Origin of the sequence: Enterocloster sp. OA13 (genome assembly GCF_022440595.1) — a bacterium.
GTDB classification, from domain to species: domain Bacteria; phylum Bacillota; class Clostridia; order Lachnospirales; family Lachnospiraceae; genus Enterocloster; species Enterocloster hominis.
The window spans coordinates 5,770,507-5,794,389 of record NZ_JAKNTF010000001.1; the positions used below are offsets into that span (position 1 = coordinate 5,770,507).

The following is a 23,883-nucleotide window of genomic DNA, read 5'->3' on the forward strand; positions in this document are numbered from 1 at the left end:
TATGGATAAGATTATTTAGCCGGAAAGCAGAGGGCGCACTGGATTGGTGCAGTCCCTCTGTTTTTTTGTTTTGAGAGGAAGGATTAATAATGAAAGATAAACAGGATTTAACAACAGGAAGCGTGCCCCGCAAGCTGATTGCCTTTGCGCTTCCCTTACTGCTGGCTAACTTACTGCAATCATTTTACAGCATTGTTGATATGCTGGTGGTGGGCAGGGTAGTGGGCAAAAACGGACTTGCCGCGGTAAGCAATGCATCCATGATTGGCTTTATCATCAACTCTGTGTGTATCGGTATTACCATGGGAGGCACGGTGGTGGCTGCCCAATATAAAGGTGCGGGTGATGAAAAGGGACAGAGGGAGACCGTGGGGACATTGTTCTCAATTGCTTTTATTGCCTCGATTCTTGTTACTGTCATGGGGCTTCATGTATATGAACCGCTATTCCGGGTGCTGAATGTTCCTTTGGAGGCAATGGAGGACGCCTGCGGATATATGAGGATCATCTGCTGGGGAACTGTATTTGTGTTTGGTTATAATGCTGTGTGTTCCATCATGAAAGGGTTAGGGGATTCTAAAAGCCCTCTTTATTTTGTTGCGGCTGCCGCCGTGGTTAATATTGTGCTGGACATCATCCTGGTGGGGCCGCTGGGGTTAGGGACAAAAGGCGCTGCCTATGCCACTGTTTTTTCGCAAGGCATTTCCCTTGTGATATCTGTCGTACATTTAAAGGGAAAAGACTTTATTTTTGATTTCAGGCCCAATCATTTTACCATTAAGGGAGATAAGGCGGCTGCTATCTTGAAGGTTGGACTGCCCGCCGCCATTCAGATGGCTGTTGTCAATATTTCCTATCTGTTGATTACGGGCATGCTTAACAATTTTGGTGTCTCGGTTGCCGCGGCCTCCGGCGTTGGGTTAAAGGTCAATACACTGGCCGGCATGCCCTGCTGGGCAGTCGGGCAGGCTGTGACAGCCATGGCGGGCCAGAATATGGGAGCCAAAAAGATAGGAAGGGTAAAGGAAACAACGAGGGCAGGACTGGGGCTGAACCTGTCAATTACCCTCATTGCAGCCATCCTGGTACAGATTTTTGCAAAGCCAATCATCATGTTATTTGACCCGGTCAGTACGGATGTGATTGAAGACGGAATCCTTTATTTGAGGATATGCTGTGGGGTAAACAGCTTGATATACGCAGTCATGTATACATTTGATTCCTTTGCCATCGGCATCGGTTCAGCCAATATTGCCATGATCAATGCCCTGTTGGACGCGGTCATTGTCAGGCTTCCTGTAAGCTGGCTGCTGGCATTTACTGCCGGGATTGGATTTCCCGGTGTGTATATCGGACAGGCGCTTTCGCCTTTGATACCTGCTGTGGTTGGATGGGTTTATTTTAAGAGCAGGGGATGGGAGGGCAGAGGACTGATTTATGGACAGGTGGAGCTGGAGATGGAGCAGGAAAATGGGCAGGGAATAGGGCAGGAAATAGGGCAGGATATAGAACGGGAAATAGGGCAAAAAATGGGGCAGAAAATGGAACAGGTAATGGGGCAGGAAGTGGAACAGGCAATAGGGCGGAAAATGAGGAAGAAAATGGAACAGGCAATAGGGCGGGTAATGGAAGAGGAAATAGGGCAGAAGAAGGATGCGGCGTATGGCGCAGAGGACGGGCCGGATATAGATTGAGGAGGTTAAAGGATAGAATGATGAAAGGCAGTAAAATGATGAAAGGCAGTAAAATGAACCTGGCCTTTGGAAATAAAATAATATACGATGATGCGGATTTTAGCATTAATCAATACGATAAAGCAGGCATCGTTGGCATCAACGGAGCAGGAAAGACAACCCTGTTCCGTATCCTGCTGGGTGAGCAGGAATTAGACAGCGGCAGTATCATGGCAGGAAATTTACGGATGGGCTACCTGCCCCAGGAAATCGTAATTGAGGAGGAAACACGTACGGTCCTGGATTATCTGCAGGAAGGGCGTCCGGTAGGCAGGCTGGAAGATGAATTGAACTTGGTTTACCAGAAACTGGAGACCGCGGAGGCTTCAGAGCAGACCAGCCTGTTAAAACGGATGGAACGGCTGCAGTCGCGCTTAGAGTATTATGATTGTTATGAGGCGGAAAGTATCCTGCTTACGATTATTGAACGTATGGAGATTGATATTGATTTACTGGATATGCCGCTTAACCGGCTGTCCGGGGGCCAGAAATCCAAGATAGCCTTTGCCCGCCTCCTGTACTCGAAGCCGGAAATCCTGCTTCTGGACGAACCCACCAATCATTTGGACGCTGGGACAAGGGGATTTGTGACCGATTTTTTAAGGAATTACAAAGGCATGGTCCTGGTTATCAGCCATGACATAGCTTTTCTGAACCAAATTATAAATAAAGTCCTGTTCATTAATAAATCCACGCACAAGATATCCGTATATGATGGAAATTATGATACTTACAAAAAGAAATACGAACAGGAAAAGCGTCTGAGGGAACTTGTGATTGCCAGGGAGGAAAAGGAGATAAAGGAACTGGCAGGGTTTGTACAGCGGGCAAGACAGGCAAGCCGCACCAATCATGCCATAAAGCGCATGGGCCAGGAGCGGGCGCTGCGCCTGGAGAAGAAACAGGATGCGCTGCACAGACGCGAAGGGGCCTGCAGGCGTGTGAAAATGGATATCCACCCCCTGCGGGAGGGCGCCGGTATCCCTCTGGAGGTGGACAGCCTGTGGTTTCATTATCCAAACCAGCCCTATCTGTATAAAGACCTGAGTTTTCATATCAATGGAAAGGAACGTTTCCTGGTGGTTGGCGAAAACGGGGTTGGAAAGTCCACGCTGCTTAAGCTGATGATGGGTATCCATACCCCGGACAGAGGAAAAATCCGGTTCCATCCCAAAACAGATGTGGCCTATTATGCCCAGGAACTTGAACAGCTGGATCTGCAAAAAACGGTCCTGGAAAATGTCAGCACCCAGGGATGTCCGGTGAAACAGCTGCGTTCCGTATTGAGCAATTTTCTGTTTTTTGAGGACGATATCTATAAAAAAGCTGAGGTCCTGTCACCAGGCGAAAAGGCCCGTATTGCACTATGTAAGATTTTGCTGCAAAAGGCGAATTTCCTTATTCTCGATGAACCCACCAATCATCTTGACCCTGAAACACAGGAGGTTATCGGAAGGAACTTCAGGCTGTTTGAAGGGACTATCCTGGTAGTCAGCCACAATATGAGGTTTGTTGAGCAGATTGGGATTAACCGGGTGCTGATGCTGCCGTCGGGGCGGGTTGAGGATTATGAGGGTGGGGAGGAGGGGATGCGTTAAGGGATTGATAGCTGGTTGGCGGTTTTCCTTTCTTTTGCTGTCAGGCATACTTCTTTATAGAAAACATCTTGTAATTTGTTGCGGAATAGGTTATTCTATATATGACAAATGCAAACAGAGTTTGCAATTTTTTGTAATAATTTGCAAGTATTAAACTGTGAGGGGTGCATAATATGATTGCAACAGAACGCGCCAGCTATATTTTAAATAAGCTGCGGGATAAAAATACTGTTTCACTTAAGGAAATAGCATCCGAACTGGATGTTTCAGAAGCAACGGTCCGCCGTGATTTCGAACGGCTTGATAAAGAGGGATTTGTTGTACGTGTCCGCTCTGGTGCCAAGCGCGTGGAACCGATTGTGCCAGATCATGTTACGCCGCTTGTGACCAGTGAAAAGCTTGCTGAATACACAGAGGAAAAGAACGCCATTGCAAAATTTGCAGCCAGTTTTGTCCATGATGGGGACTGCGTGTTTCTTGACGGAGGTACTACAATTGCTCCCATGATTGATTTTATCCAGGATAAGAAGATTAAGATTGTCACGCATAATCTTCTTATACCGCGAAGGCTAAAGAAGATGAATGTAGATATTTTCCTCCTTGGCGGTCATTATACACAATTTCATGAGAGTACAATGGGGGTATACACTGAGAAGATGGTGTCGCAATTTCATTTCGACCATGCCTTTTTTGGGTGTTCGGGAATTGAACTTGTACACCAGATGGTTTACAATGATGATATTGACACTGTCCCTGTTAAGGAAGTTGCAATGAAGTATTCGAATAAGAACTACCTTCTGGCTGATTCGAGCAAACTTGGGAAAACAAGCTTCTGCCGTTTTTCGAACCTGAGTGCATTTGACAGCATAATAGTCAGTCCTCCTCAGGAGCAGGATATACTGCTTCCACCCAATTTTATCGTGGTTCAGAATGATTAGTATGGAATTTTTATGAGGCTTAAAACAGGAAACCGTCAGGACCAAGAATCTCAATACCTTGTCCTGACGGTTTTTACTGTAGTACAATCATGTATCTTTAGTTGGATAGCGCGGTTAAGATGGCGTTTACCGCATCATTGCTTGTGAGTTTGAATTCTATTTTCAGTAAATCCACTATGCCGACCTGTCCGAATACATCATTTATGCCAAGCTTTAACAGTGGTACGCCTGCACCATGCTTTGCCAGCACGTCAGCCACAGCGCTGCCGATTCCGTTTATTATACTGTGGTTTTCATAAGTTACTACCAGCTTTTTGCCCTGGGCTTCCCTAAGGATAAGATCTTCATCAAAGGGCTTTACGGTAACCGGGTCCACGACTTCCACGCTGATGCCTTTTTCCTTCAGGGATTCGGCTGCATCCAGGGCATCGCTCATCAGATATCCGCTGCCTATTAACAATACATCAGAACCAGGTACCAGTATCTGGCCTTTTCCTACCTCGAATCTTGTATCAGGCCCGTATACCTCGCGCACGTTTTTGCGGTATGCGCGGATGTAGTGTATGGCGCCGTCCCGGCGGGATGCGCATTCACGGACCATCCAGTCCAGCTGTACCTGGTCGCAGGGGTCGCATACAATGGCATTGGGGATGGTACGCATGACGGCAAGATCTTCGAAGCAGGAGTGGCTTCCCCCGTCAAATCCGGAACAGAAACCGGGATCAGACCCGAAGATATTTATGGTGTTCTTCTGATAGGCGCATGAGATATAAAGCTGGTCAAGGGCGCGCCGCGTTACAAATGCGGCCATTGTATGTACAAACGGTGTGAATCCCCGCAATGAAAGTCCGGCAGCCACACCAAACATATTCGCCTCACAGATGCCTGTATCTACAAAGCGGTCGGGATGGCTTTCCTTAAATCTGAGGAAAAATGATGCGCCGCCAAGGTCTGCATCCAGTATCATGATCCGGTCATCCTTTTCGACCAGTTCTTTCAGGGTGGCCCCAAACTGGTTGCGCAGTTCGCCGCCCAGTTCTTTTGTTCTATTTTGTTTCAGCATAGCCCTTACTCCTCCTCTGTGATTTTTTTTAGTTCTGCAATGGCTGCGTCAATCATGGCGCGTCCTTCTTCAAATACCTTAGGGGAATGGTTGTCCGGCATGTCTTCATAGTATTTTACGCCCTGGCCTTTGATTGTATCCAGAACGATGCAGATAGCTTTGCCGTTTATCTGTTTAGCTTCTTCGATTGCATTGTCTATGGCTTCCTCACTGGCTCCGTCTACTGTTTTGCACCAAAATCCGAATGCCTTCATTTTTTCTTCATAGCTGAAAGGCTTAAGTACATCGTTACAGTATCCGTCATGCTGGCGTTTGTTATTGTCAATAAATACGATACAGTTATTTAAACCATTGTGGGCCATGAACTGGAAGGCCTCCCAGTTCTGCCCTTCATTAAGCTCGCCGTCACCAATGCATACATACACATACTGGTCATTAATACCATCATGTTTCAGTCCGTAGGCAATTCCTGCGGCAATACTGGCGCCCTGCCCCAGGGAACCTCCGGTAACATCAATGCCGGGTGTTAACAGACGGTCGACATGGCTTGGGATATGGGTGCCGATATTATCCATTGTGAGTAAAAGCTGTTTATCAAAAAATCCTTTTTCAGCCAATGTAGCCTCCACCGCGGGAGCTGCGTGGGCTTTGCTCATGACCAGGTAATCGCGGCCCTCCCAATCAGGATTGTCTGGATCATATTTCATTTGCTTCCCATATAGTACACTGATAAGTTCCGTAACGGACAGGCATCCGCCAATATGTCCCATACCCCGCTGTTTAAACATTTCCAATTGATCAATCCTGAGCTGTGCCGAGAATTTTTTTAGTATCTTACGCTCTGTTGCTTCCATGAATCATACCTCCTTAAAGTGGATTTTTTGAATGCAGTGCGGCCAAGGCCGTGGGATAAGGATTATTAAGTGCAGTCATAGGCCTTATATGTGTCGGACTTGCCTGACAGCATCGTTTTAAAATCCTGCATTAACGGATGCTGATGCCAGGTGTAGTTTGTCTCGGCAACATAATAGGCGGTCAGCTGTACGAATGCAAGGCTGTACAGCGGGCTGAACAACTCGTCTTCCACTGCAGGTACACGCATTACTCCTGCCCCTTTGAGGGCGGGATTGTTGGAAAGGGCAAATACGCGGTCTGTTATTTTTTGCGCGGCCTGCCATTCCTGCCGGATGCGTGCGCTTGTTTCGTCGCCCGGGTCTAAAAAGAAAAGATTATAATTGGGCGTCAACTGGATCTGGGGGCCGTGGATGGATTCATCTATCTCGTATCCCACAGCCAGGATATGTACGGTTTCACCAATTTTTACTGCACCTTCCAAAGCGGTGCCATAATTTGCTCCGGCGCCGATGAGATATACACGTTCCATGGAAAGGAGCTTTTGTTTGTTTGCCTCAAAATAGGCGGGATATGCTGCAATCAGAGCATCGTAGCTGTCCATGCAGGCCATCATTTGATTTTTGTCCGCCATTACGTCCTCATCGCTGAGTATGTTTTGTGCGTGGGCCGCATGAAGGGCAAACAGCATTAAAAAGGCTGTCAGGGTTACGACTCCTTTTGTGACAAAATCCAGTTTTTCACCGCCCAGGCCGAAATCAATGACTTCATCCGCCTCATTCTTGAAATCAGAGTGGATATTGCCTGTAAGCCCTATGGCCGGAACGCCCAGTTTCCGGCACAGGCGCAGTGATTCGATTGTGTTTGTGCTGCATCCGCTTTGGGAAATGCATACCACGAAATCCTCTGGTGTCATGTCATGTTCATAGTGGTTGAATGTGAAGGGAGTGACAATTTTTACTTCTGCGCCAAGCCGGCTCTTCATATAGTAGCGTGCACAATGACAGGCATTACAGCTTGAACCGCAGGCGACTAACCATATGGTCCGGTACGGGCGGCTTAGGTAGAGGTCCACCATGCGTCCGGTCAGATGCCTGCTGTCCTCAATATTGGCACGTACCTGGGCGGGGGTTTCCTGGATATAGCGCAGCATGGAAATCTCTGTTGTGCTCATGATTTTCAATCCTTTCTGTTTTCTGCGGAGGGAAACTAAATGGTAACGGTCTTCTTGCTTACTCCCTTGGGAGCGTCCGGGTCAAAGCCGCGGCTTAGGCTGCACAGGCAGGAGAACATCTGTGCGAATACGGCGGCCGTAAATACAGCCTTTATGCCATCGTATTCCGGCGGAAGCAGCACGCTTGTATCGCCAAGGACGGTAAGTTCTGGCTTATTTGTTATCACCGTACACCAGATACCTGTTTCTTCCTTCAGGCGTTTAAGTAATGCCTCGCCGCAGTAATTTGTTTTTTCGTCTGCCAGGAAAAACATATATGGGGTGAACCGCTGGGCAGTGGCAATGGGGCCGTGCCGGTAATCGGCCGAACCATAACAGCGTGCATCCAGGTAACTTGTTTCCTGTATCTTTAATTCGGCTTCATTGGCCACGGCATCCATTAACCCGCGTCCCACCAGCAGGAGATGTTCGGTTTCCCTGTAAAAACGTACAACATCGCGTACCTGTGCTTCCAATCCCGTAAGGGCGGCGGTTACGATTTCCGGGGCTTTGTCCAAGGTGTCCAGCAATTCTTCATCGCCGGATATGTATGCGGCAATCATGGTGAGTATGGTCACCTGCGTCATATATGACTTTCCCGCAGTGATGCTTTGTTCCGGGCCGCAATGGTTATTGAGTCTGTAGCTGCCGGCCTGTGTCATCAGGGAATCCTCCACATTTGTAATGCTCACACAGACACCGCCCTGGCTGTCGCATGCTTTCATTACTTCAAAGATATCCTGAGCCGCGCCGGATTGGGATACGGCTATCATCAAGACGTTGGAGTAATCCGGGGATGCCTTATAAGCTGTGACAACGCTGGGGGCACTGATGCTTGCTATCATGCCGCATTTTGTTTCCAGCAGATAGCGCCCGACCAGGTTTGCATGGTCGCTGGAACCGCGTCCTACCAATACCGCTGTTTTAATACCGCGGGTTTTCACCTCCTCGCCAATCTGCCGGCAAAAATCACGGTTTGCCGCAATACAGTCAGCGACAGCCTCTGGCTGCTGGAAGATTTCCCTCCAGAAAATGGAACCGCTTGTGTCAATCATAAATAATCCTCCTTTTAAATTAATTTTTGCGTTATTATACGAACGGCATCTGGCTAAGGGCTTTATCTAATTCCAGCAGGTCGTCTTCGCTTTTTACATGTGATAGCTGTTCCAGTATCTGATCGTTTGAAAGGATGGTAAACAACTGACGCATATTTTCCAGATGTTTTTCATCATCCACAGCTGCGAGCGTGAAGAAAAGCGTGGCATCTTTTTCCCTGTCTGCCGGGTCGAAGGATACCGGCTGTTCAAATTTTGTAAAAGCAATGGCAGTCCGGGTGACACCCGGAGAGCCTTTTGTTGAGTGCGGAATAGCCAATCCGGGTACGATTACAATATAGGGACCAAATTCCTCTACGCATTGGATGATGCGCTCTTCATAATCCGTTGTTGCACAGCCTGTCTTTACAAGAGGGCGGCAGCTTTTGTGAATGGCATCACGCCAGTCATCGGCACTGTTAAAAAAAGCGTAGCGTTTAGCATCTACAATATCTTTAAAAAGCATGGTACTTTTCTCCTTTCACTCAAGTTTTAACATTTGATGAGGCCATTATAAACTTTTTTGTGAATAATTGCAAGATATTGCAAGAAATATTTTTTGTAATTTGCTTTTTTGCTGGCAGCCAGGGGGATTTTTGTGAAGTTTTGTTCATAGTGTTGAAAAAAATGCTCTTTTGTTCTAAAAATATATTGACATTTTCGAATAAAGGTTTATGATAAAAGAAAGGAAATGATTGGTTTTGAAATAAAAAATCGTATATTTGTTAAAAGAAACAAATATTTTGCAATTTCAAGCAAGATATGCAATTTGATTTTATATGGAAAGGGGGTGTGAAGATACAATGATTAATATACTGATGGTTTGTGGCAATGGCTGCGGCAGCAGCTTAGTGTGCCAGATGGCGGTAGAGGCAGTTTTAAAAGAGTTGGGGGTGCAGGCACATGTGGATCATAGTGACATGCTGTCCGCTGCTTCTAAGCAGGCGGATATCCTGATAGCTGGAATCAACTTTAAAACCCAATTCGATACATTTAAATTGTTCCCCAATAAAATCTATCTAAAAAGTCTGGTTAACAGACAGGAGATTCGGGAAAAGCTGCAGATGGTTTTGCAAGAGAATGACTGGTTATAAATATGCAGTAGTTTAGAAGGTATCCTGTATGGACAAAAGGAGGTAAGTATGGGTATATTAACATTTATCATTGATAACATCCTGATAAATGCAGCAATGGTATTGGGGCTTGTTGCCCTGCTGGGGCTGATTTTACAAAAAAAATCCGCTGGCGCCTGCTTTAGCGGCACATTTAAGACAATGATGGGATTTATGATCCTGTCTGCTGGTTCAGGCGTTATCGTGGGGGCGCTGGAACCTTTTGGCACATGGTTTGCGGCGGGACTTGGAATCCAGGGTTCGGTGGCATCCATTGAAGCGGTGCTGGCCGTTGCAATGCAGAATGATATGATAGGCCGTGATATTGCCTTGGCATATGCAGGCATATTTGTTGTTAATCTGGTTATTGCGCGCGTGACCAGATGGAAGTATGTATTCCTTAATGGAGAGGCCCCAATCTATATGGCTATGGCCAGTATATTGTTTGGTGTTGGTCTGTGTGGATTTAGCCATATGAGTGCCGTTCTTATTGGCGCTGTACTTGGCGGGATATGCTGTATTCTATTTCCGGCGCTTGCACAGCCCATTGTCCGTAAGATTACAGGCAGCGATGATATTGCCCTTGGGCATTTTTGTACATTAGGCTATCTGCTAAGTGCAGGTGTTTCAAAGCTGACAGGTGATGTTTCAAAATCGACTGAGGATATAAAATTCCCAGCCAGACTTTCTTTTTTACAGGATACATATCTTGCAGTGGGATCCGTGATGATTCCATTATATGTCATCATGGCGGCTTTGGCCGGACCAGAAGTGGTTGCTGAAGCAGCTGGAGATAAAAATTACATTGTATTTGCCATCATACAAGGTATTACGTTCTGTGCAGGTCTCTTTGTCCTCCTTACTGGAGTCCGCCTGCTTATTGCGGAGCTGGTTCCCGCATTCGCAGGAATTGCTGAGAAGGTGGTACCTGGTGCACGTCCCGCATTGGATTGCCCGGTACTTTTTACCTTTGCACCTAATGCCATTGTGTACGGCTTTGTATTCACGACAATAGGCACCGTAGTGGGGATGTTCCTATGGCCTGTATTTGGATTACCCATGGTTATTCCGGGAATTATGTCCAATTTCTTTGCCGGAGGCACGGCCGGTATTTTTGCCAATGCAACAGGCGGCCGGCGCGGCACGATTATTGCGTGTATTGTACACGGTTTATTTATATCTTTATTGCCTGCACTGGTTGCACCGTATCTGGGCCAGATTTTTATTGAGGGATTGCCGTCCCTGGCGGCCTATACAATGACGGATGTGGACTGCGTTTCCATGAGCCTGTTCTATTCCTGGGTGCTGAAATTCATAGCTGGCCTGTTTGGGATTGGCTGAATCCGTTCTGCAGTGATTTGGATGACTGATTGGCAAGAAGGGTTCTGGATAACACAGTAAAGCCGGGGACACTGATATTTCAAGGTTCCCGGCTTTTTATGTGCTGTTTTATTTTGCATACACCTGTGATAAGACCGTCATAATATCCTAGAGCGTGTTTGAAAATTCATTCCCGCCAGATGCCCTAAGGAATCCACCCAAAGTCCCCCCTTAGGGCAAAGCACACCCTAGAATCTGATGCCGGGGATTTTCAAGGTTTTATGCATGCAGACAACATAAGAATTGCAGAAAGTCCATGATACCGATTTGTAAACCGCTTTCTCTTTGCTCATGAATTGGGAAACTATCTTTGTATAAAGCAATCGCCTTATGATACATATCATGCTTACTGGTGGTTAATCTTCTAAACTCCATATTATTTTTACCTCACATCAATCCATAGGATAAATGAATGACTGTATCATTCCCCGCCATAAGTTTTAATTGGGACAATGTTGTCCGAAGATTGCGGGAAATTCGTAGATTGCGAAAAAACTACAAAACAAAAATACCGGAAACCTGATAAAAACAAGGTTTCCGGCTTTTTTCCTGTTCCTGAGCGGATTCGAACCGCTGGCCTTCCGCTTAGGAGGCGGACGCTCTATCCTGCTGAGCTACAGAAACATATGCATCACATGCATTTTACTGCGGGCCGTAATTCATACGGTCCGCAATATATAATAACCTATATTTGAAAAAAAATCAAGCCTCAAATTTCACAGTTCCCTGCATCCACACCTGTCCTTTGAAACGGCGGCCTGTTTTAGGCTCTCCTAAAAGGTCCTGTTTGTTGATTATCACGTGGAAAACCATGTCGTTGCAGTCCAGGGTCAGGTTGTAAATCTCCTCACCTGTAATCCTGTTTTTGTTCAGGGCAACCGCTGTAATCTCCCCAATGACCGAATACTGGTCGCACTCAACGCCGCAGGGCATGAAGCAGGTTTCTATGATGGAATACACATCCTCGTGCGCAATGCGCCTGGACACCATGGAATAAAGGTCAATGTCTTCAATGGTCAGCGTCTCGATGGCGTCCTCGTCCCCGCGCTTGGCTGCTTCCAGGAGATTGCTGCGCTTGCGGGCAGCCTGTCTGGAATCCTCGGCCTGCTGTTCGGTTTTCTGGATGGGAAGCAGGACCCTGCCCTGGACACACAGACCTGTGAGGGCTGCGCCGTGGGGAAGGACTGCCTGGCGCCCAGCATGCCGCATACGGTACTCCATGGAATTTTCTATATAGAAAATCAGGGAAATCCCCACCCTGTATTCATCCAGCAGCCCGGCGTATGTCTCCCGTTCCGTATGGCGCTGGATGGAACATTCCGCATCAGAGCTTATATCTGTTCCGGTAACGTAAGGATAGTAGTATTCCCGGCTGAAGGTTCCCTTGGGGCTCATCTCACCGGCCATGGCAACACCCATGCCAGGGGCTGTCTCTGCCCGCAGTTCGCAGAACGTACTGCCTTCCCGTTCGGATAACTGTCCTATGCGCTCAGCCTCTTTTGCCAGGCGCCGCAGCAGCTTTTCCATATCCTGTTTCTTCTGGTACATACTGAATCCAATGGTCCGCATAAACTTATGCATGTTGTCACCTTCTTTCCTGAATCTATTATCATAAGCAAAATTGTTTATCAGACAACAAAGAGGCAAAAGGAACACCTTCGCCTCATCATCTTTGCCCATTATATACTACTTTATAGCAGATTACCAGTATTTTTTCTTTGGACAGGCCAAATTATCCGCGGAATTAAAAGAATGGAGGATTTTTTGATGGATTGCACCGTTGCATAAAAAGCAGAATCTTTTATGCTGGAAATAAACCGGGGGATTACGGGCCAAAACAGAGGTCCCCATATGCCCTGGCGGCAAAATAATCAATGTAAGAGGAAGGGGAAGCAGAAAATGTCAAATTCATATGAGCCATTGAAACTCAGGGGCGAGCGGGTGTGGAGGACCTATACCGGGGGCAGGGAAATCGGGCGCCTTCACGGCGGGGAAGGCGCGGAGGATGACCATTTCCCGGAGGAATGGATGTTTTCCACAACAAGGGCGCTGAATGTGGGGAGGGAGGACATTGAGGAAGGAATCTGCTGTCTGGATGAAGACAGGGAAATTTCCTTGAAACAGCTCATCCTGTCCAATCCGGAGGAAATGCTGGGAAAGGACCACGTGGACAGATGGGGCGCGTCAACGGGAGTCCTGATTAAGATGATAGACAGTGAGGAGCGGCTGACCATACAGGTCCATCCGGACAACGTGACGGCCGGACGTCTTTTCAACAGCCGGTTTGGCAAGACGGAATGCTGGTACATACTGGGGGCCAGAAGTGACGGGCGGGAACCGGCCTGTATCTATCTGGGGTTTAAGGAAGGAATCACCAGGGAGGAATGGGTCAGGTGCTTTGAGCGGCAGGACTATGATAAAATGTTAAGCCTGCTGAACAGAATCCAGGTAAAGCCCGGGGAAACGTATCTTGTAAAGGGAGGGGTTCCCCATGCAATCGGAAGCGGCTGTATGATAATTGAAATCCAGGAACCCACGGATTACACCATAAGGGTTGAGAAGGTAACGCCGTCCGGGTTCCGGATAGATGACAGGATGTGCCATCAGGGTCTGGGCTTTGAGACGATGTTTGACTGCTTTTCCTATTGCGGCATGAGTGAGGAGGAGGTAAGGGAACAGTTCTGCATCCGTGCGGAGGACGTGGAATGGAGCCAGGGGATTAAACGCAGCATCATCGGATATAAGGATACGCCATGTTTCCGGATAGAGAGGATGGAGGCGGATGGCACATGCAGCTTTAAAGGGGACGGGGTATATGGGTGCCTTTATGTACTTTCGGGTAAAGGCATATTAAAGAGCAGCACCCATGAATATACAGTTGGGAGGAACGACCAGTTCTTCATACCGGCTGCCTCCGGGGAATACACCATAACCAGTATTGGCAATGAGCCGGTTTCCCTGTTGATGATGCGAGGCCCAGAATAGGTAGATATCCACGATGCGAGGCCCGGAATAGGAGGATATCCACGATGCGTGGCCCCAAATGGAGGATAATCACGATGATGACCTGCAATTGTATAAATTGCACAATAATTAAACAAAATAAAAACAAATATATAAACTTTGTAGAAATAGAAGAGAAAGTGAGGTTTTGTACCGTTGTGATACTGCCATAAAAAAACTAAAATAACAGCAAGAGAATTGACAAGGGGGTAAAGCGACTGATGAGTCAGAAAAAAATTCAGACCAGGGCCAACCTGATAGGTTATATCCTGATTTTACCATGGATCATAGGGATTATCTGTTTCCAGCTCTGGCCCATTGTACATAGTTTCCTAATGTCATTTACGAATTATAACCTGCTGAACGAGCCGTCCTTCATAGCCCTGGACAATTATGGGAAAATGTTTAAGGATGACGTGTTTTACCAGTCGGTCAAGGTTACCTTCAAGTATGTGTTCATAGCGGTGCCGGCCAAGATAATCTTTGCCCTCTGTATTGCCCTGATACTGAACATGAAGATTAAGGGGATTGGAATCTTCCGGACGGTTTACTATATCCCGTCCATCCTTGGATCCAGTATTGCGGTTGCAATCCTGTGGAAGGCCCTGTTTGTAAAGGACGGCGTAATCAATGCATTGCTGGCACAGATTGGGATTGAGGGGGTATCGTGGCTGGGGAATCCCAAATACACGCTGTTTACCATTTCCCTGTTAACGGTATGGCAGTTCGGTTCGTCCATGGTGGTTTTCCTGGCCGGACTGAAACAGATTCCATCTTCGCTGTATGAGGCGGCAAGTGTGGACGGCGCGGGCAGGATGGCCAAATTCATTCATATAACGCTGCCGGGCATCATGCCGATGATGTCATTTAACATCCTGATGCAGACCATCAACGCGTTCCAGATGTTCGCGGCACCGTATACCATCTTCAACGGAAGAGGCGGTCCTTTAAATTCCACCATGCTTTACGTGATTTACCTGTATCAGCATGCATTCAAATATTTCAATGTGGGCTATGCATCTGCCTTATCCTGGGCATTGCTGGTCATGATTGCAGGCACCGCGCTTATCCTGCACCTGCTGGAGAAGAAGTTCCTGAATTATGATGATTAGGGGAGGAGGGGGAATCGCAATGAAACGGAGTACGTTTACAAAAATTATTATATATGTCCTGATCAGCCTTCTGGGCCTGATCATGCTGTATCCACTGATATGGATGATATTTGCGGCGCTCAAGCCCTCCCCGGAGGTGCTGTCAAGCCCGGACCTGCTTCCAAGCCAGTTCCGGTTTGACAACTTTGCAGCAGGATGGAAATTAGTCAGGCCATATACCTTTGGGAAATTTTTTATGAATACGTTCTTTGTGGTCATCAGCTGTGTGGTGTGCAGCCTTGTGATCAGCCTGTTTGTGGGCTATGCCTTTGCAAGGGTGAACTTTAGGTTTAAGTCATTCTGGTTCAGCGTCTTATTCCTGACAATCATGCTTCCGGCCACCACCACCCTTGTGTCCCGGTACGTGGTGTTCAGTAAGATAGGCTGGCTTAATACATATCTTCCCTTTATCATACCGGCGGCCCTGGGGGTTGGGAACGGAGGCGGTTTCTTCATCTATCTGGTGGCCCAGTTCATCAAAGGGATACCAAAGGAACTGGATGAGGCTGCCAAGATAGACGGATGCTCCACCTTCAGTATCATTGTAAGAATCATATTCCCGCTGTGCAAACCATCGCTGTTCTCAGTTGCCATCTTTGCATTCATGTGGAATTGGGATGATTTCCAGAACCAGCTGATATACCTGACAAAGGTTGACCTGTATACGGTTGCCCTGGCAATGCGCACCACCATTGACGCAACCGGGGCCGATAACTGGGGGGCGGTCATGGCCATGGCACTGTGTTCCGTGCTTCCGGCAATCGTGATGTTCTTCTGCCTTCAGAAGTACTTTGTGGACGGGGTCAGTACATCAGGACTAAAAGGATAAAAGAGGAGGCATATATGTTAAAGGTTGAAAAGAAAATCCAGTCAGAGCTTAACCGTCTGGAACAGATGCTGTACAGGCACAAAACGCCTGTGAAAGGATGGATGGCAAAGGAAGGTTATTACCGCCATCCCGAAGAATATGAGATGATGGATGGGGAATGGGAGGAACTGCCGGAGGGAATCCATGTGGGTAAGCCGGACCTGACCGTATTCCTCAGGAACCGGATCGTACTGGATGACGGCTATAAAGGCGAAACAGCTGTCCTGCTGCTTAAGGTCGGGGGCGAGGGCTGTGTTTCCGTCAACGGGAACCATTATAACGGACTGGATTTTAACCGGAATATGATCCTGCTGTCCGATTGCGCCCAGGGCGGGGAGGAATATGAGGTTGAGATTGAGACATACTGTAAGGACCTGATCTTAGACAGCGATAATGCGTTTAAGACAGATGTTGTGATAACCCAGTCAGAGGTTGCCGCCATTAACAGGCCGGCATGGGATTTTTACTTTGAGGTTAAGACTGGATTTGACTTTATCGTGGGCTGCGGCGAGGAGTATACAAAACAGCGTGTCCTGCATGTGATTTACCAATCCCTGCTGAAACTGGATTATTCAGAACAGGATACCTTTGATGAGAGCGTGAAACAGGCCCTTAGTGAATATGTGGAGTCCATTGCCAGGTATGGGCAGATTAAGATACCGGTAAGGATGTATTTTGCAGGGCATTCCCACATTGACGTGGCATGGCACTGGCCCTTAAAGGAGACAGTCCGAAAGGTGAGCAGGACATTTTCCAGCATGCTGCGCCTGATGGAGCAATATGAAAGCTTCAAGTTCTGCCAGAGCATGCCGGTCCTCTATGAGATGGCCCAGAAATACTACCCGGAGCTGTTTGAACAGATAAAGGAGCGGGTAAAGGAGGGGCGCTGGGAAACGCTGGGAAGCATGTATCTGGAGCCGGACTGCAATCTTATAAGCGGCGAATCATTTGTCCGGCAGATCATGTATGGAAAGCGGTTCTACCAGAAGGAACTGGGGAGCGATTCCAATATCTGCTTCCTGCCCGATGTATTCGGATATTCATCTGCAATGCCCCAGATCCTCAAGAAGGCTGGCACGGATTATTTCTTTACCACGAAGCTGACCTGGAACGAGACCAATGAATTCCCATACAGCGTCTTCAAATGGAGGGGGCTGGACGGCACGGAGGTCTTATCCGGGATGATGTCCATGTGCACGCAGAGGGGACTGGGACTGTACAACGGTGACTTATCCGCGGACGGCGTAAGGCAGTCCATGGATTATTTTAAGAACAAGGAAAATGGAGACCCCCTTCTCTACCTTTATGGACATGGGGACGGAGGCGGAGGCGTCACAAAGGAAATGCTGGAGTCCGTGACAAGGCTTAACAGGGTTCCCATGATGCCTGAAGTTACGGTTGGGACCGTAAAACAGTATTTTGACGGGCTGGACAAGGAAAAGGATTATCCTGTATGGGCAGGGGAACTATACTTTGAAAAACACAGGGGTACCTATACCACTGCCGCCAACAATAAAAAGAACAACCGTAAGAGCGAGCTTTTATTCCGCGATGCGGAAATCGTGTCTGTATTCCAGTATCTGGAAAATGGTGCCTATCAGGGCGCGGACCTGGAGGCAGGATGGAAAAAGATACTGTTGAATCAGTTCCATGATATCCTGCCGGGAACCTGTATACGCGAAGTCTATGAGGAGTGCGACCGGGAGTATGGGGAGATTGCAGGAATCGGGCAGGAGAGCATCCGGCAGAACCTCAGATGTATGGCCCAGCCGGATGAAGCGGCGGTAACCGTATATAATACCCTGTCCTGGAACCGCAGGCAGGTGGTATCCATTGACGGCAGGGGATATGAGGCTGTGGTGGATGGAAAGGGCGCATACCCGGTACAGACCCTGAAAGAGGACGGTACCATTGACTTCCTGGCGGAGGATGTGCCGGCCCTGGGGTACAAGGTATATTACCTCACCCACAGGACAGACGGCCTGGCCGCACAGTCAAAGGCCGCGTTAACACAGGAAAATGGAATCACGCAGATAAGCAATGACTGGCTTCAGGTAGGGATTGACGGGGACGGTGAACTTGTCTCTGTATTTGATAAGACAACGGGACGCCAGATACTAAAGGATGGAAGGAAGGGCAACCGTCTTAAACTTCAGGAAGACATCCCGGTGGAGTGGGGATCTGCATGGGAGGTAACCACAAAGAGGGAGGACAAGGCCCCGTTCCCATTTACCGGAACCAGCCAGTGCATAAAAGAACACAATGACTTATATACGGTCCTTTCCGTCAGGAAGTCGGTCCATCATTCTTCGGTGGAGCAGGATATCATCATGTACCATCATGCCCCGCTTATGGAATTCAGGACCAGGGTGGACTGGGATGAAAGGCAGAAGATGCTCAGGGTGGAATTCCCTGCGGATATACATACGCTGACAGCCAGATATGATATTGCCTTCGGCAATGTGGAACATCCAAACCATTCCACCACCAGCTATGATGAGGCGCGGTTCGAGGTGTGCGGACATAAATGGGGCGATATCTCGGATGGAAGCCACGGCGCGGCCCTGATGAATGACTGTAAATACGGTTATACCATCCAGGATTCCGATATGGTGCTGAGCCTTTTAAGGAGTGCGGATTTCCCATCGGATTCATGTGATAAGGGAGTCCATACATTCTCCTACTGGTTCTATCCCCATGACGGCGGGATAAAAGAAGGCAGGGTGGCCCAGGCCGGATATGAGGCCAATGTCCCTCTTCTAGTCCAGGCCGGAAAAGCCGCCAGGGATGAATATTCCTATATCCGCACCAACTGTGATAATATTGTCATTGATACCGTTAAGAAATCAGAGGACGGGGAGGAAATCGTGCTCAGGATATTCGAGACATACAATACGGTCAATGACGTGGTTCTCACGATGGGATTCCCTGTGGCGTCATGTGAGGAGACGGACCTGCTGGAGCGGCATCTGGAGGATGTTCCCGTAACGGACGGGCAGATACGGTTTACCATTCATCCGTATGAAATAAAAACCTATAAAGTAACATGCAAACATAAATAAAATGGAGGTTGGGGTTATGAAGAAATGGTCGAAACTGCAGGCAGCAGCAATGGCAGCCGGAGCGGCAATGGTATTATCAGCGTGTGGTCCATCCACACAGGCCACCACCGCGGACACGGCGGCAACAGAAGGAAAAGCAGCCGCGGACACGAAGGAAGCTTCAGGGGAACAGGTGGAACTGAGGATATCCTGGTGGGGTAGCGATGCAAGACATGAGGCCACGTTAAAGGCGCTGGACCTGTTCATGGAAAAATATCCGAACATCAAGGTGACTGCGGAATACCAGGGATTTGACGGTTATCACGACAAACTGATGACCCAGATTTCTTCCAGCACGGAGCCGGATGTGTACCAGCTGGACAACAACGTATATTTTGCGAGCCTGGCAGCCAATGATAAGCTGGGTGACCTGACGCCCTATATCGGGAACCAGCTGAAGCTGGACGACTACCCGGAAAGCGCATTGACATGGGCCCAGTACAACGGCGTGCAGTACGGTGTGCCAAGCGGGTTGAACGGACCGCTCTTTATCTGGAATAAGCAGATATTTGATGAGGCAGGGGTAGAATATCCCACCAATGACTGGTCATGGGAAGACTTTGAGAAGGCATGCCAGGAGATTTACGATAAGACAGGCAAGTATGGCATGAAAGAGCCGTCCTACTTCCTTACGATGACAATGGTGCGCCAGGCCGGGCAGTGGTTTGCAACCGAGGAAGGTGACCTGGAGGATTTCTCAGCCGCACTTGGGGGCGTGTATGAGCAGTACAACAAGTGGAGGGAAACAGGCGTATTCCCGCCCCTGGACATGACGGTGGGGCAGGAGTCCCAGCAGGATAACCTGTTCTTAAGCTGTGACGCTGCATGCGAGGTAAACCATATTGCAACAATGCCACAGGACCATGCGGCAATGGCTGAACAGTCGGAACTGGGAATATCACTGGTTCCCGGAACTAAACAGAATGGAGGGGCCTATATGCTGGCATCCATGCCATGGACCCTTGGCAAAAGCTCCAAGCATCCCGAAGAAGCAGCCACATTAATTAATTTCCTTATCAACGACAAGGATGCGGCCAAGATACTTATGACGGTACGCGGCGTTCCGGCACCGGATTCTGTCCGTGAGACAATCGCGCCATTACTGGAAGGGGATGCGCTCCTTGTGGTGGATGGTGTGAACCTCCTGATTGAAAATACGCAGAGGATTGATTATGAATGGCTTGTCCCGGGAAGCGCGGTGATTGAGAATACCATAATGGACGAACAGTATGCAACCGGATATGGGCAGAAAACGCCTCAGGAAGCAGGGGCTGCCGCCTATAAGACAATACTGGAATCCGTCAATAACGCGAAATAAAATCCGGCAGGTAGTTGGGAATTCTATAATATGATATACTTTTGGAAGGTGTTGCAGGTCCGTGCTGCAGCACCTTCTAATACAAAGAGACAGCGCGCCGCGGGCAGATACGCCGCGCTGCCTAAAGGGGAGTATGCCATGAAGGGACACGCCGTGAAGGGACAGCCATTTAAAATTTCTATCAACAGGTTATGGGTGATAAGCAACTGTCTGATCATGGCTGCTTTTTTTTCTTTGAATTCCTTTTTCAGCCAGAGCAGTTATAAAAAGGTGCTGGAACAGCAGTTTGAGGTAAAACAGTACCAGATGCTGGTCTATATCAGCGATACGCTGGAGCAGTCCATGCAGTCCATTGAACTTTTGTCCAGGTCAACGGTGAACAATTACAGCATCATCAATAATATCCTTAACTACAAAAAGAATAGGAATTCCTACGAGCAGATGGTGTTCCAGAATAATATGAACCAGAACCTGTCTTCCGTTGCGTATTCCCTGGGTGACATCATATCCGTTAACATCCTGCTGGAGGATGAGGGGCTTAAGACAACCAAGATAAACGGGGTCTACGATTATGGGCACTATGTGACCGGAAGCGGGCTGGAAGGCATACGCAATCTGTCCGAGGGATGGATCCCCACCAGGAAGAACGATCTGCCAATCCAGCCGTATATCCCATACATCACGTCCTATGTACAGCGCATTTATTCCGGCATGTATTATGGGGACGCAATCGGACATCTGGTCATTAACCTGAACGAGGATATGTTTTACAAACAGATGGAGAAGTATCGCCAGGAGGAAGGTTCCGATATCCTTCTTGTGGATGGGAACGGCACGGTACTCAGCGGGACCGTGAGGGATATCCTTGGGATGGACCTAAGTGGGACAGAATACGGTGCTTATGGGGAACTGTCATCCGGCCATACAGAGCTTACGGTTAAAGACGGACACAAGATTGTAAGTAAACGTAAACTGCAGGGAAGGGACCTTTACGTGCTTGCAATTACGGATTATGACAGGGTTGTGGCCCCCATCAGGCAGACCCAGAACGTGGTCCTTATCTGCTCCCTTCTGTTCATGGCGTTGTTTAGCGTCATCAGCGGACTGCTGGCTTATAAGATATCAAAGCCCATACTGAGCCTGTCCCGTGAGGTGATGAATTGTAAAGGAGGGCAATTCCGCAGGATTCATATTACCAGCCGGATATATGAGATTGATGTGCTCTGTACCCAGTTCAACCATATGACTGAGGAGATAGACAAGCTCATCGGAAGCGTCCTGAAGCAGGAGAAGCTGAAACAGAAAAAGGAACTGGAAATCCTTCAGGCTCAGATCAACCCGCATTTCCTGTATAACACGCTGGAAGCAATCAACTGGATGGCACTGAGCATGAAACAGAAGGAAATCAGCAACATGGTGGTCCTTCTTGGAAGCTTCCTCAGGCTCAGCCTGAACAAAGGAAAGAACGTATACATGGTCAGGGATGAACTGAACCACCTGAAATGCTATCTGGATATCCAGAACATACGCTGCAAAGGAAAAATCCTGTTCTCGTCCGATATCGACGAGGCGGCGTTGGATTACCGCATGATAAAACTCCTGCTCCAGCCATTGGTGGAAAATTCCATTCTGCATGGCTTTGATTTCAGGGGCGGGGCGGGACAGATATGGCTCAAGGTCTATATGGAGGAGGAATACATTTATTTTACGGTCACGGATGACGGGTGTGGTATGCCGGAGGAATTAGTGGGCCGCATATGTGACATGCAGTCCGATGTGGGGCATGGCATAAAAAATGTGATGAAACGGATTTCCCTGTATTACGGCGACGGGTGTGGGCTTACCATACAGTCGAAGGAGAAGGTGGGCACCACCATAGAGGTGAAGATACTGAACAATGTACCTGGACAGCAGATATAGAAAAAAAGAAGGAGGATGGACATGCTTTATAAGCTTGCATTGGTGGATGATGAAGATTGGATTCTGGATGGCCTGCAGAATGCCATTGAATGGGATAAAATCGGTTTTCAGGTAACCGGAGCGTTTATGAATGGACGAGATGCGCAAAAAGCATTGCTTGAAAATCCTCCGGATGCCATCCTTACCGATATTAAGATGCCGATACAGGATGGGATATCCCTTGTAAGGGAGCTGAGGGAAGCGGGACTTAAGGAACTGGAGGTTGTATTTTTAAGCGGATACGATGATTTTGAACTGGCCCAGTCGTCCCTGAGGCTGGGGGCAGTGGATTATGTGCTAAAGCCTTCTGCGCCGGAACAGATCATAGAGGTATTTACCAGGATAAAGAACCGGCTGGACGAGCGCCGGGAGAGGGAAAAGGAAAAACAGGCGGCTACCGGGCTGGTACAGGCCGGGGTGCAGGTGTTTAAGGACGCGGTATATAACCATATAATGAGCGGGAATGAAGCCGGGTATGAAAGGCTGATGACCCTGTATTCTGAATTTGTGGAGCGGGAAAATGGGAATCCGTTCATGGTTGTCTCGGTTGCCCTGGAATCCACCATATCCGAGCAGATGCCCACAGAGGAGGACGTACGGACCATTGAATATCTGAGGCAGATGGCGGTGGAATTCCGGGAACACCATAATAAGGGGATATATCTGATTAAGAACCTTTTCTCCTACTCCTTTGTATTTTCCGGGTACGACGAGGAGGTGGCGGACAACCTGACGGAAAGTATGAAGCGCAAACTGAGGCGGGACACAGGGGAGCATCTGATCAGCGCGAAAAGTAATGTTTACAGGGATTTCCAGATGATTAAAAAGGCGTATGATTCCTCCCTTGACCGGCTGTTCCGGCTGGATATGCCGGATTCCGTGCAGATGCTTTACTTTAAGCTGGGCAATGACGCCGTGCTGAAGGCGGCCATAGAGGACAGGGACCAGCAGATTGTGCTGTGGAGCCTGAAAAACTGGATGGTAAAGGTGGATGACACGGAGCCGGAACACAGGTGGCGTATGATGAAGCGTCTTCTCTATAACCTCAGCCTTGTTTTCCTGCAAAACAGCATCCCTTCCCAGGAAATCCGCAACCTGTACCAGTCTGTCAGGGAAGGGGACTGTGAATCCGTAAAGGAAGCAGTCATCTCCTTTGTCAAGTCTGAACTTCTGGCATCGAACAACGCAAACAGCAGGAATGCCCATCTATGTAAGGCGGCGGCCAAATATATCAGCCGGAATTATACGGAAGAAATCACGCTCAATGAACTAGCGGAGCAGTTCTATATATCGCCGAACTACCTGGGCACGTTATTCAAGAAAAATATGGGCATGGGGATTAAGGAATATCAGACAGCCATACGCCTGGAACAGGCGGAGGCGCTGATTGCCAGCGGCAAATTCAAATTATACCAGGTGGCGCAGATGGTGGGATATTCAAACTATGAGTATTTCCGTAAAATATACTTTAAGCATAAAAGCAGGAATCCATCAGAATAA

Annotated in this window: 17 protein-coding genes, 1 tRNA gene and 1 pseudogene; 12 read left to right on the forward strand and 7 right to left on the reverse strand. The window is 48.2% G+C overall.

From position 1 onward, the window contains the following. Positions 1 to 89: 89 nt before the first annotated feature. The 3 genes and pseudogenes from MCJ35_RS25825 to MCJ35_RS25835 form a co-directional block, all read left to right on the forward strand. Positions 90 to 1,436: pseudogene (locus MCJ35_RS25825) on the forward strand (MATE family efflux transporter); the annotation flags it as partial. 296 nt (positions 1,437 to 1,732) lie between these two features. Beyond that, positions 1,733 to 3,331 (forward strand): ribosomal protection-like ABC-F family protein, encoded by a 1,599-nt coding sequence (gene abc-f, locus MCJ35_RS25830; RefSeq protein WP_025484560.1) that lies wholly within the window; start codon positions 1,733 to 1,735, stop codon positions 3,329 to 3,331. 173 nt (positions 3,332 to 3,504) lie between these two features. Continuing rightward, a complete protein-coding gene (locus tag MCJ35_RS25835) occupies positions 3,505 to 4,269 on the forward strand; it encodes a DeoR/GlpR family DNA-binding transcription regulator (RefSeq protein WP_025484558.1) in 765 nt (254 codons plus the stop codon). A gap of 97 nt (positions 4,270 to 4,366) precedes the next feature. Here the strand turns inward: MCJ35_RS25835 and MCJ35_RS25840 are convergent, their stop codons facing one another. The 5 genes from MCJ35_RS25840 to MCJ35_RS25860 form a co-directional block, all read right to left on the reverse strand. Beyond that, positions 4,367 to 5,332, reverse strand: coding sequence for a transketolase family protein (locus MCJ35_RS25840; RefSeq protein WP_025484557.1), 966 nt, complete (start codon positions 5,330 to 5,332; stop codon positions 4,367 to 4,369). Between the two features lie 5 nt (positions 5,333 to 5,337). Next, positions 5,338 to 6,186, reverse strand: coding sequence for a transketolase (locus MCJ35_RS25845; protein ID WP_025484556.1), 849 nt, complete (start codon positions 6,184 to 6,186; stop codon positions 5,338 to 5,340). Between the two features lie 65 nt (positions 6,187 to 6,251). Further along, complete coding sequence (locus MCJ35_RS25850) at positions 6,252 to 7,358, reverse strand: SIS domain-containing protein (RefSeq protein ID WP_025484555.1); 1,107 nt, start codon at positions 7,356 to 7,358, stop codon at positions 6,252 to 6,254. 35 nt (positions 7,359 to 7,393) lie between these two features. After that, a complete protein-coding gene (locus MCJ35_RS25855) occupies positions 7,394 to 8,452 on the reverse strand; it encodes an SIS domain-containing protein (RefSeq protein ID WP_025484554.1) in 1,059 nt (352 codons plus the stop codon). A gap of 34 nt (positions 8,453 to 8,486) precedes the next feature. Continuing rightward, on the reverse strand, positions 8,487 to 8,957 hold the full coding sequence (locus MCJ35_RS25860; protein ID WP_025484553.1) for a PTS sugar transporter subunit IIA: 471 nt from the start codon (positions 8,955 to 8,957) through the stop codon (positions 8,487 to 8,489). A 337-nt stretch (positions 8,958 to 9,294) separates the two neighbouring features. Between MCJ35_RS25860 and MCJ35_RS25865 the strand changes: the two genes are divergently transcribed. Both MCJ35_RS25865 and ulaA read left to right on the forward strand, forming a co-directional pair. Further along, entirely contained in the window at positions 9,295 to 9,585 is a 291-nt protein-coding gene (locus MCJ35_RS25865) for a PTS sugar transporter subunit IIB (protein WP_025484552.1), read from the forward strand. A gap of 48 nt (positions 9,586 to 9,633) precedes the next feature. Beyond that, a complete protein-coding gene (ulaA, locus tag MCJ35_RS25870; RefSeq protein ID WP_025484551.1) occupies positions 9,634 to 10,944 on the forward strand; it encodes a PTS ascorbate transporter subunit IIC in 1,311 nt (436 codons plus the stop codon). Between the two features lie 589 nt (positions 10,945 to 11,533). On the opposite strand, the gene MCJ35_RS25875 is transcribed toward ulaA, so the two are convergent. Next, positions 11,534 to 11,607, reverse strand: a tRNA-Arg gene (locus MCJ35_RS25875). Positions 11,608 to 11,685: 78 nt separating this feature from the next. Then, positions 11,686 to 12,564, reverse strand: coding sequence for a DUF3881 family protein (locus MCJ35_RS25880; RefSeq protein ID WP_025484549.1), 879 nt, complete (start codon positions 12,562 to 12,564; stop codon positions 11,686 to 11,688). Positions 12,565 to 12,882: 318 nt separating this feature from the next. On the opposite strand from MCJ35_RS25880, the gene MCJ35_RS25885 reads away from it, so the two are divergent. From MCJ35_RS25885 to MCJ35_RS25915, 7 genes are all read left to right on the forward strand, one after another. After that, on the forward strand, positions 12,883 to 13,968 hold the full coding sequence (locus MCJ35_RS25885; RefSeq protein WP_025484547.1) for a class I mannose-6-phosphate isomerase: 1,086 nt from the start codon (positions 12,883 to 12,885) through the stop codon (positions 13,966 to 13,968). A 239-nt stretch (positions 13,969 to 14,207) separates the two neighbouring features. Further along, the gene (locus MCJ35_RS25890; RefSeq protein WP_034577133.1) at positions 14,208 to 15,098 is read left to right on the forward strand and encodes a carbohydrate ABC transporter permease; all 891 of its coding nucleotides are present in this window, start codon (positions 14,208 to 14,210) and stop codon (positions 15,096 to 15,098) included. 19 nt (positions 15,099 to 15,117) lie between these two features. Further along, on the forward strand, positions 15,118 to 15,966 hold the full coding sequence (locus MCJ35_RS25895) for a carbohydrate ABC transporter permease (RefSeq protein ID WP_025484546.1): 849 nt from the start codon (positions 15,118 to 15,120) through the stop codon (positions 15,964 to 15,966). Positions 15,967 to 15,980: 14 nt separating this feature from the next. Continuing rightward, positions 15,981 to 19,067 (forward strand): alpha-mannosidase, encoded by a 3,087-nt coding sequence (locus tag MCJ35_RS25900; protein ID WP_025484544.1) that lies wholly within the window; start codon positions 15,981 to 15,983, stop codon positions 19,065 to 19,067. A gap of 16 nt (positions 19,068 to 19,083) precedes the next feature. Then, a complete protein-coding gene (locus MCJ35_RS25905) occupies positions 19,084 to 20,424 on the forward strand; it encodes an ABC transporter substrate-binding protein (RefSeq protein WP_025484543.1) in 1,341 nt (446 codons plus the stop codon). Between the two features lie 30 nt (positions 20,425 to 20,454). Next, complete coding sequence (locus MCJ35_RS25910; RefSeq protein ID WP_081739130.1) at positions 20,455 to 22,344, forward strand: cache domain-containing sensor histidine kinase; 1,890 nt, start codon at positions 20,455 to 20,457, stop codon at positions 22,342 to 22,344. Between the two features lie 21 nt (positions 22,345 to 22,365). Next, on the forward strand, positions 22,366 to 23,883 hold the full coding sequence (locus MCJ35_RS25915; protein ID WP_025484540.1) for a response regulator transcription factor: 1,518 nt from the start codon (positions 22,366 to 22,368) through the stop codon (positions 23,881 to 23,883).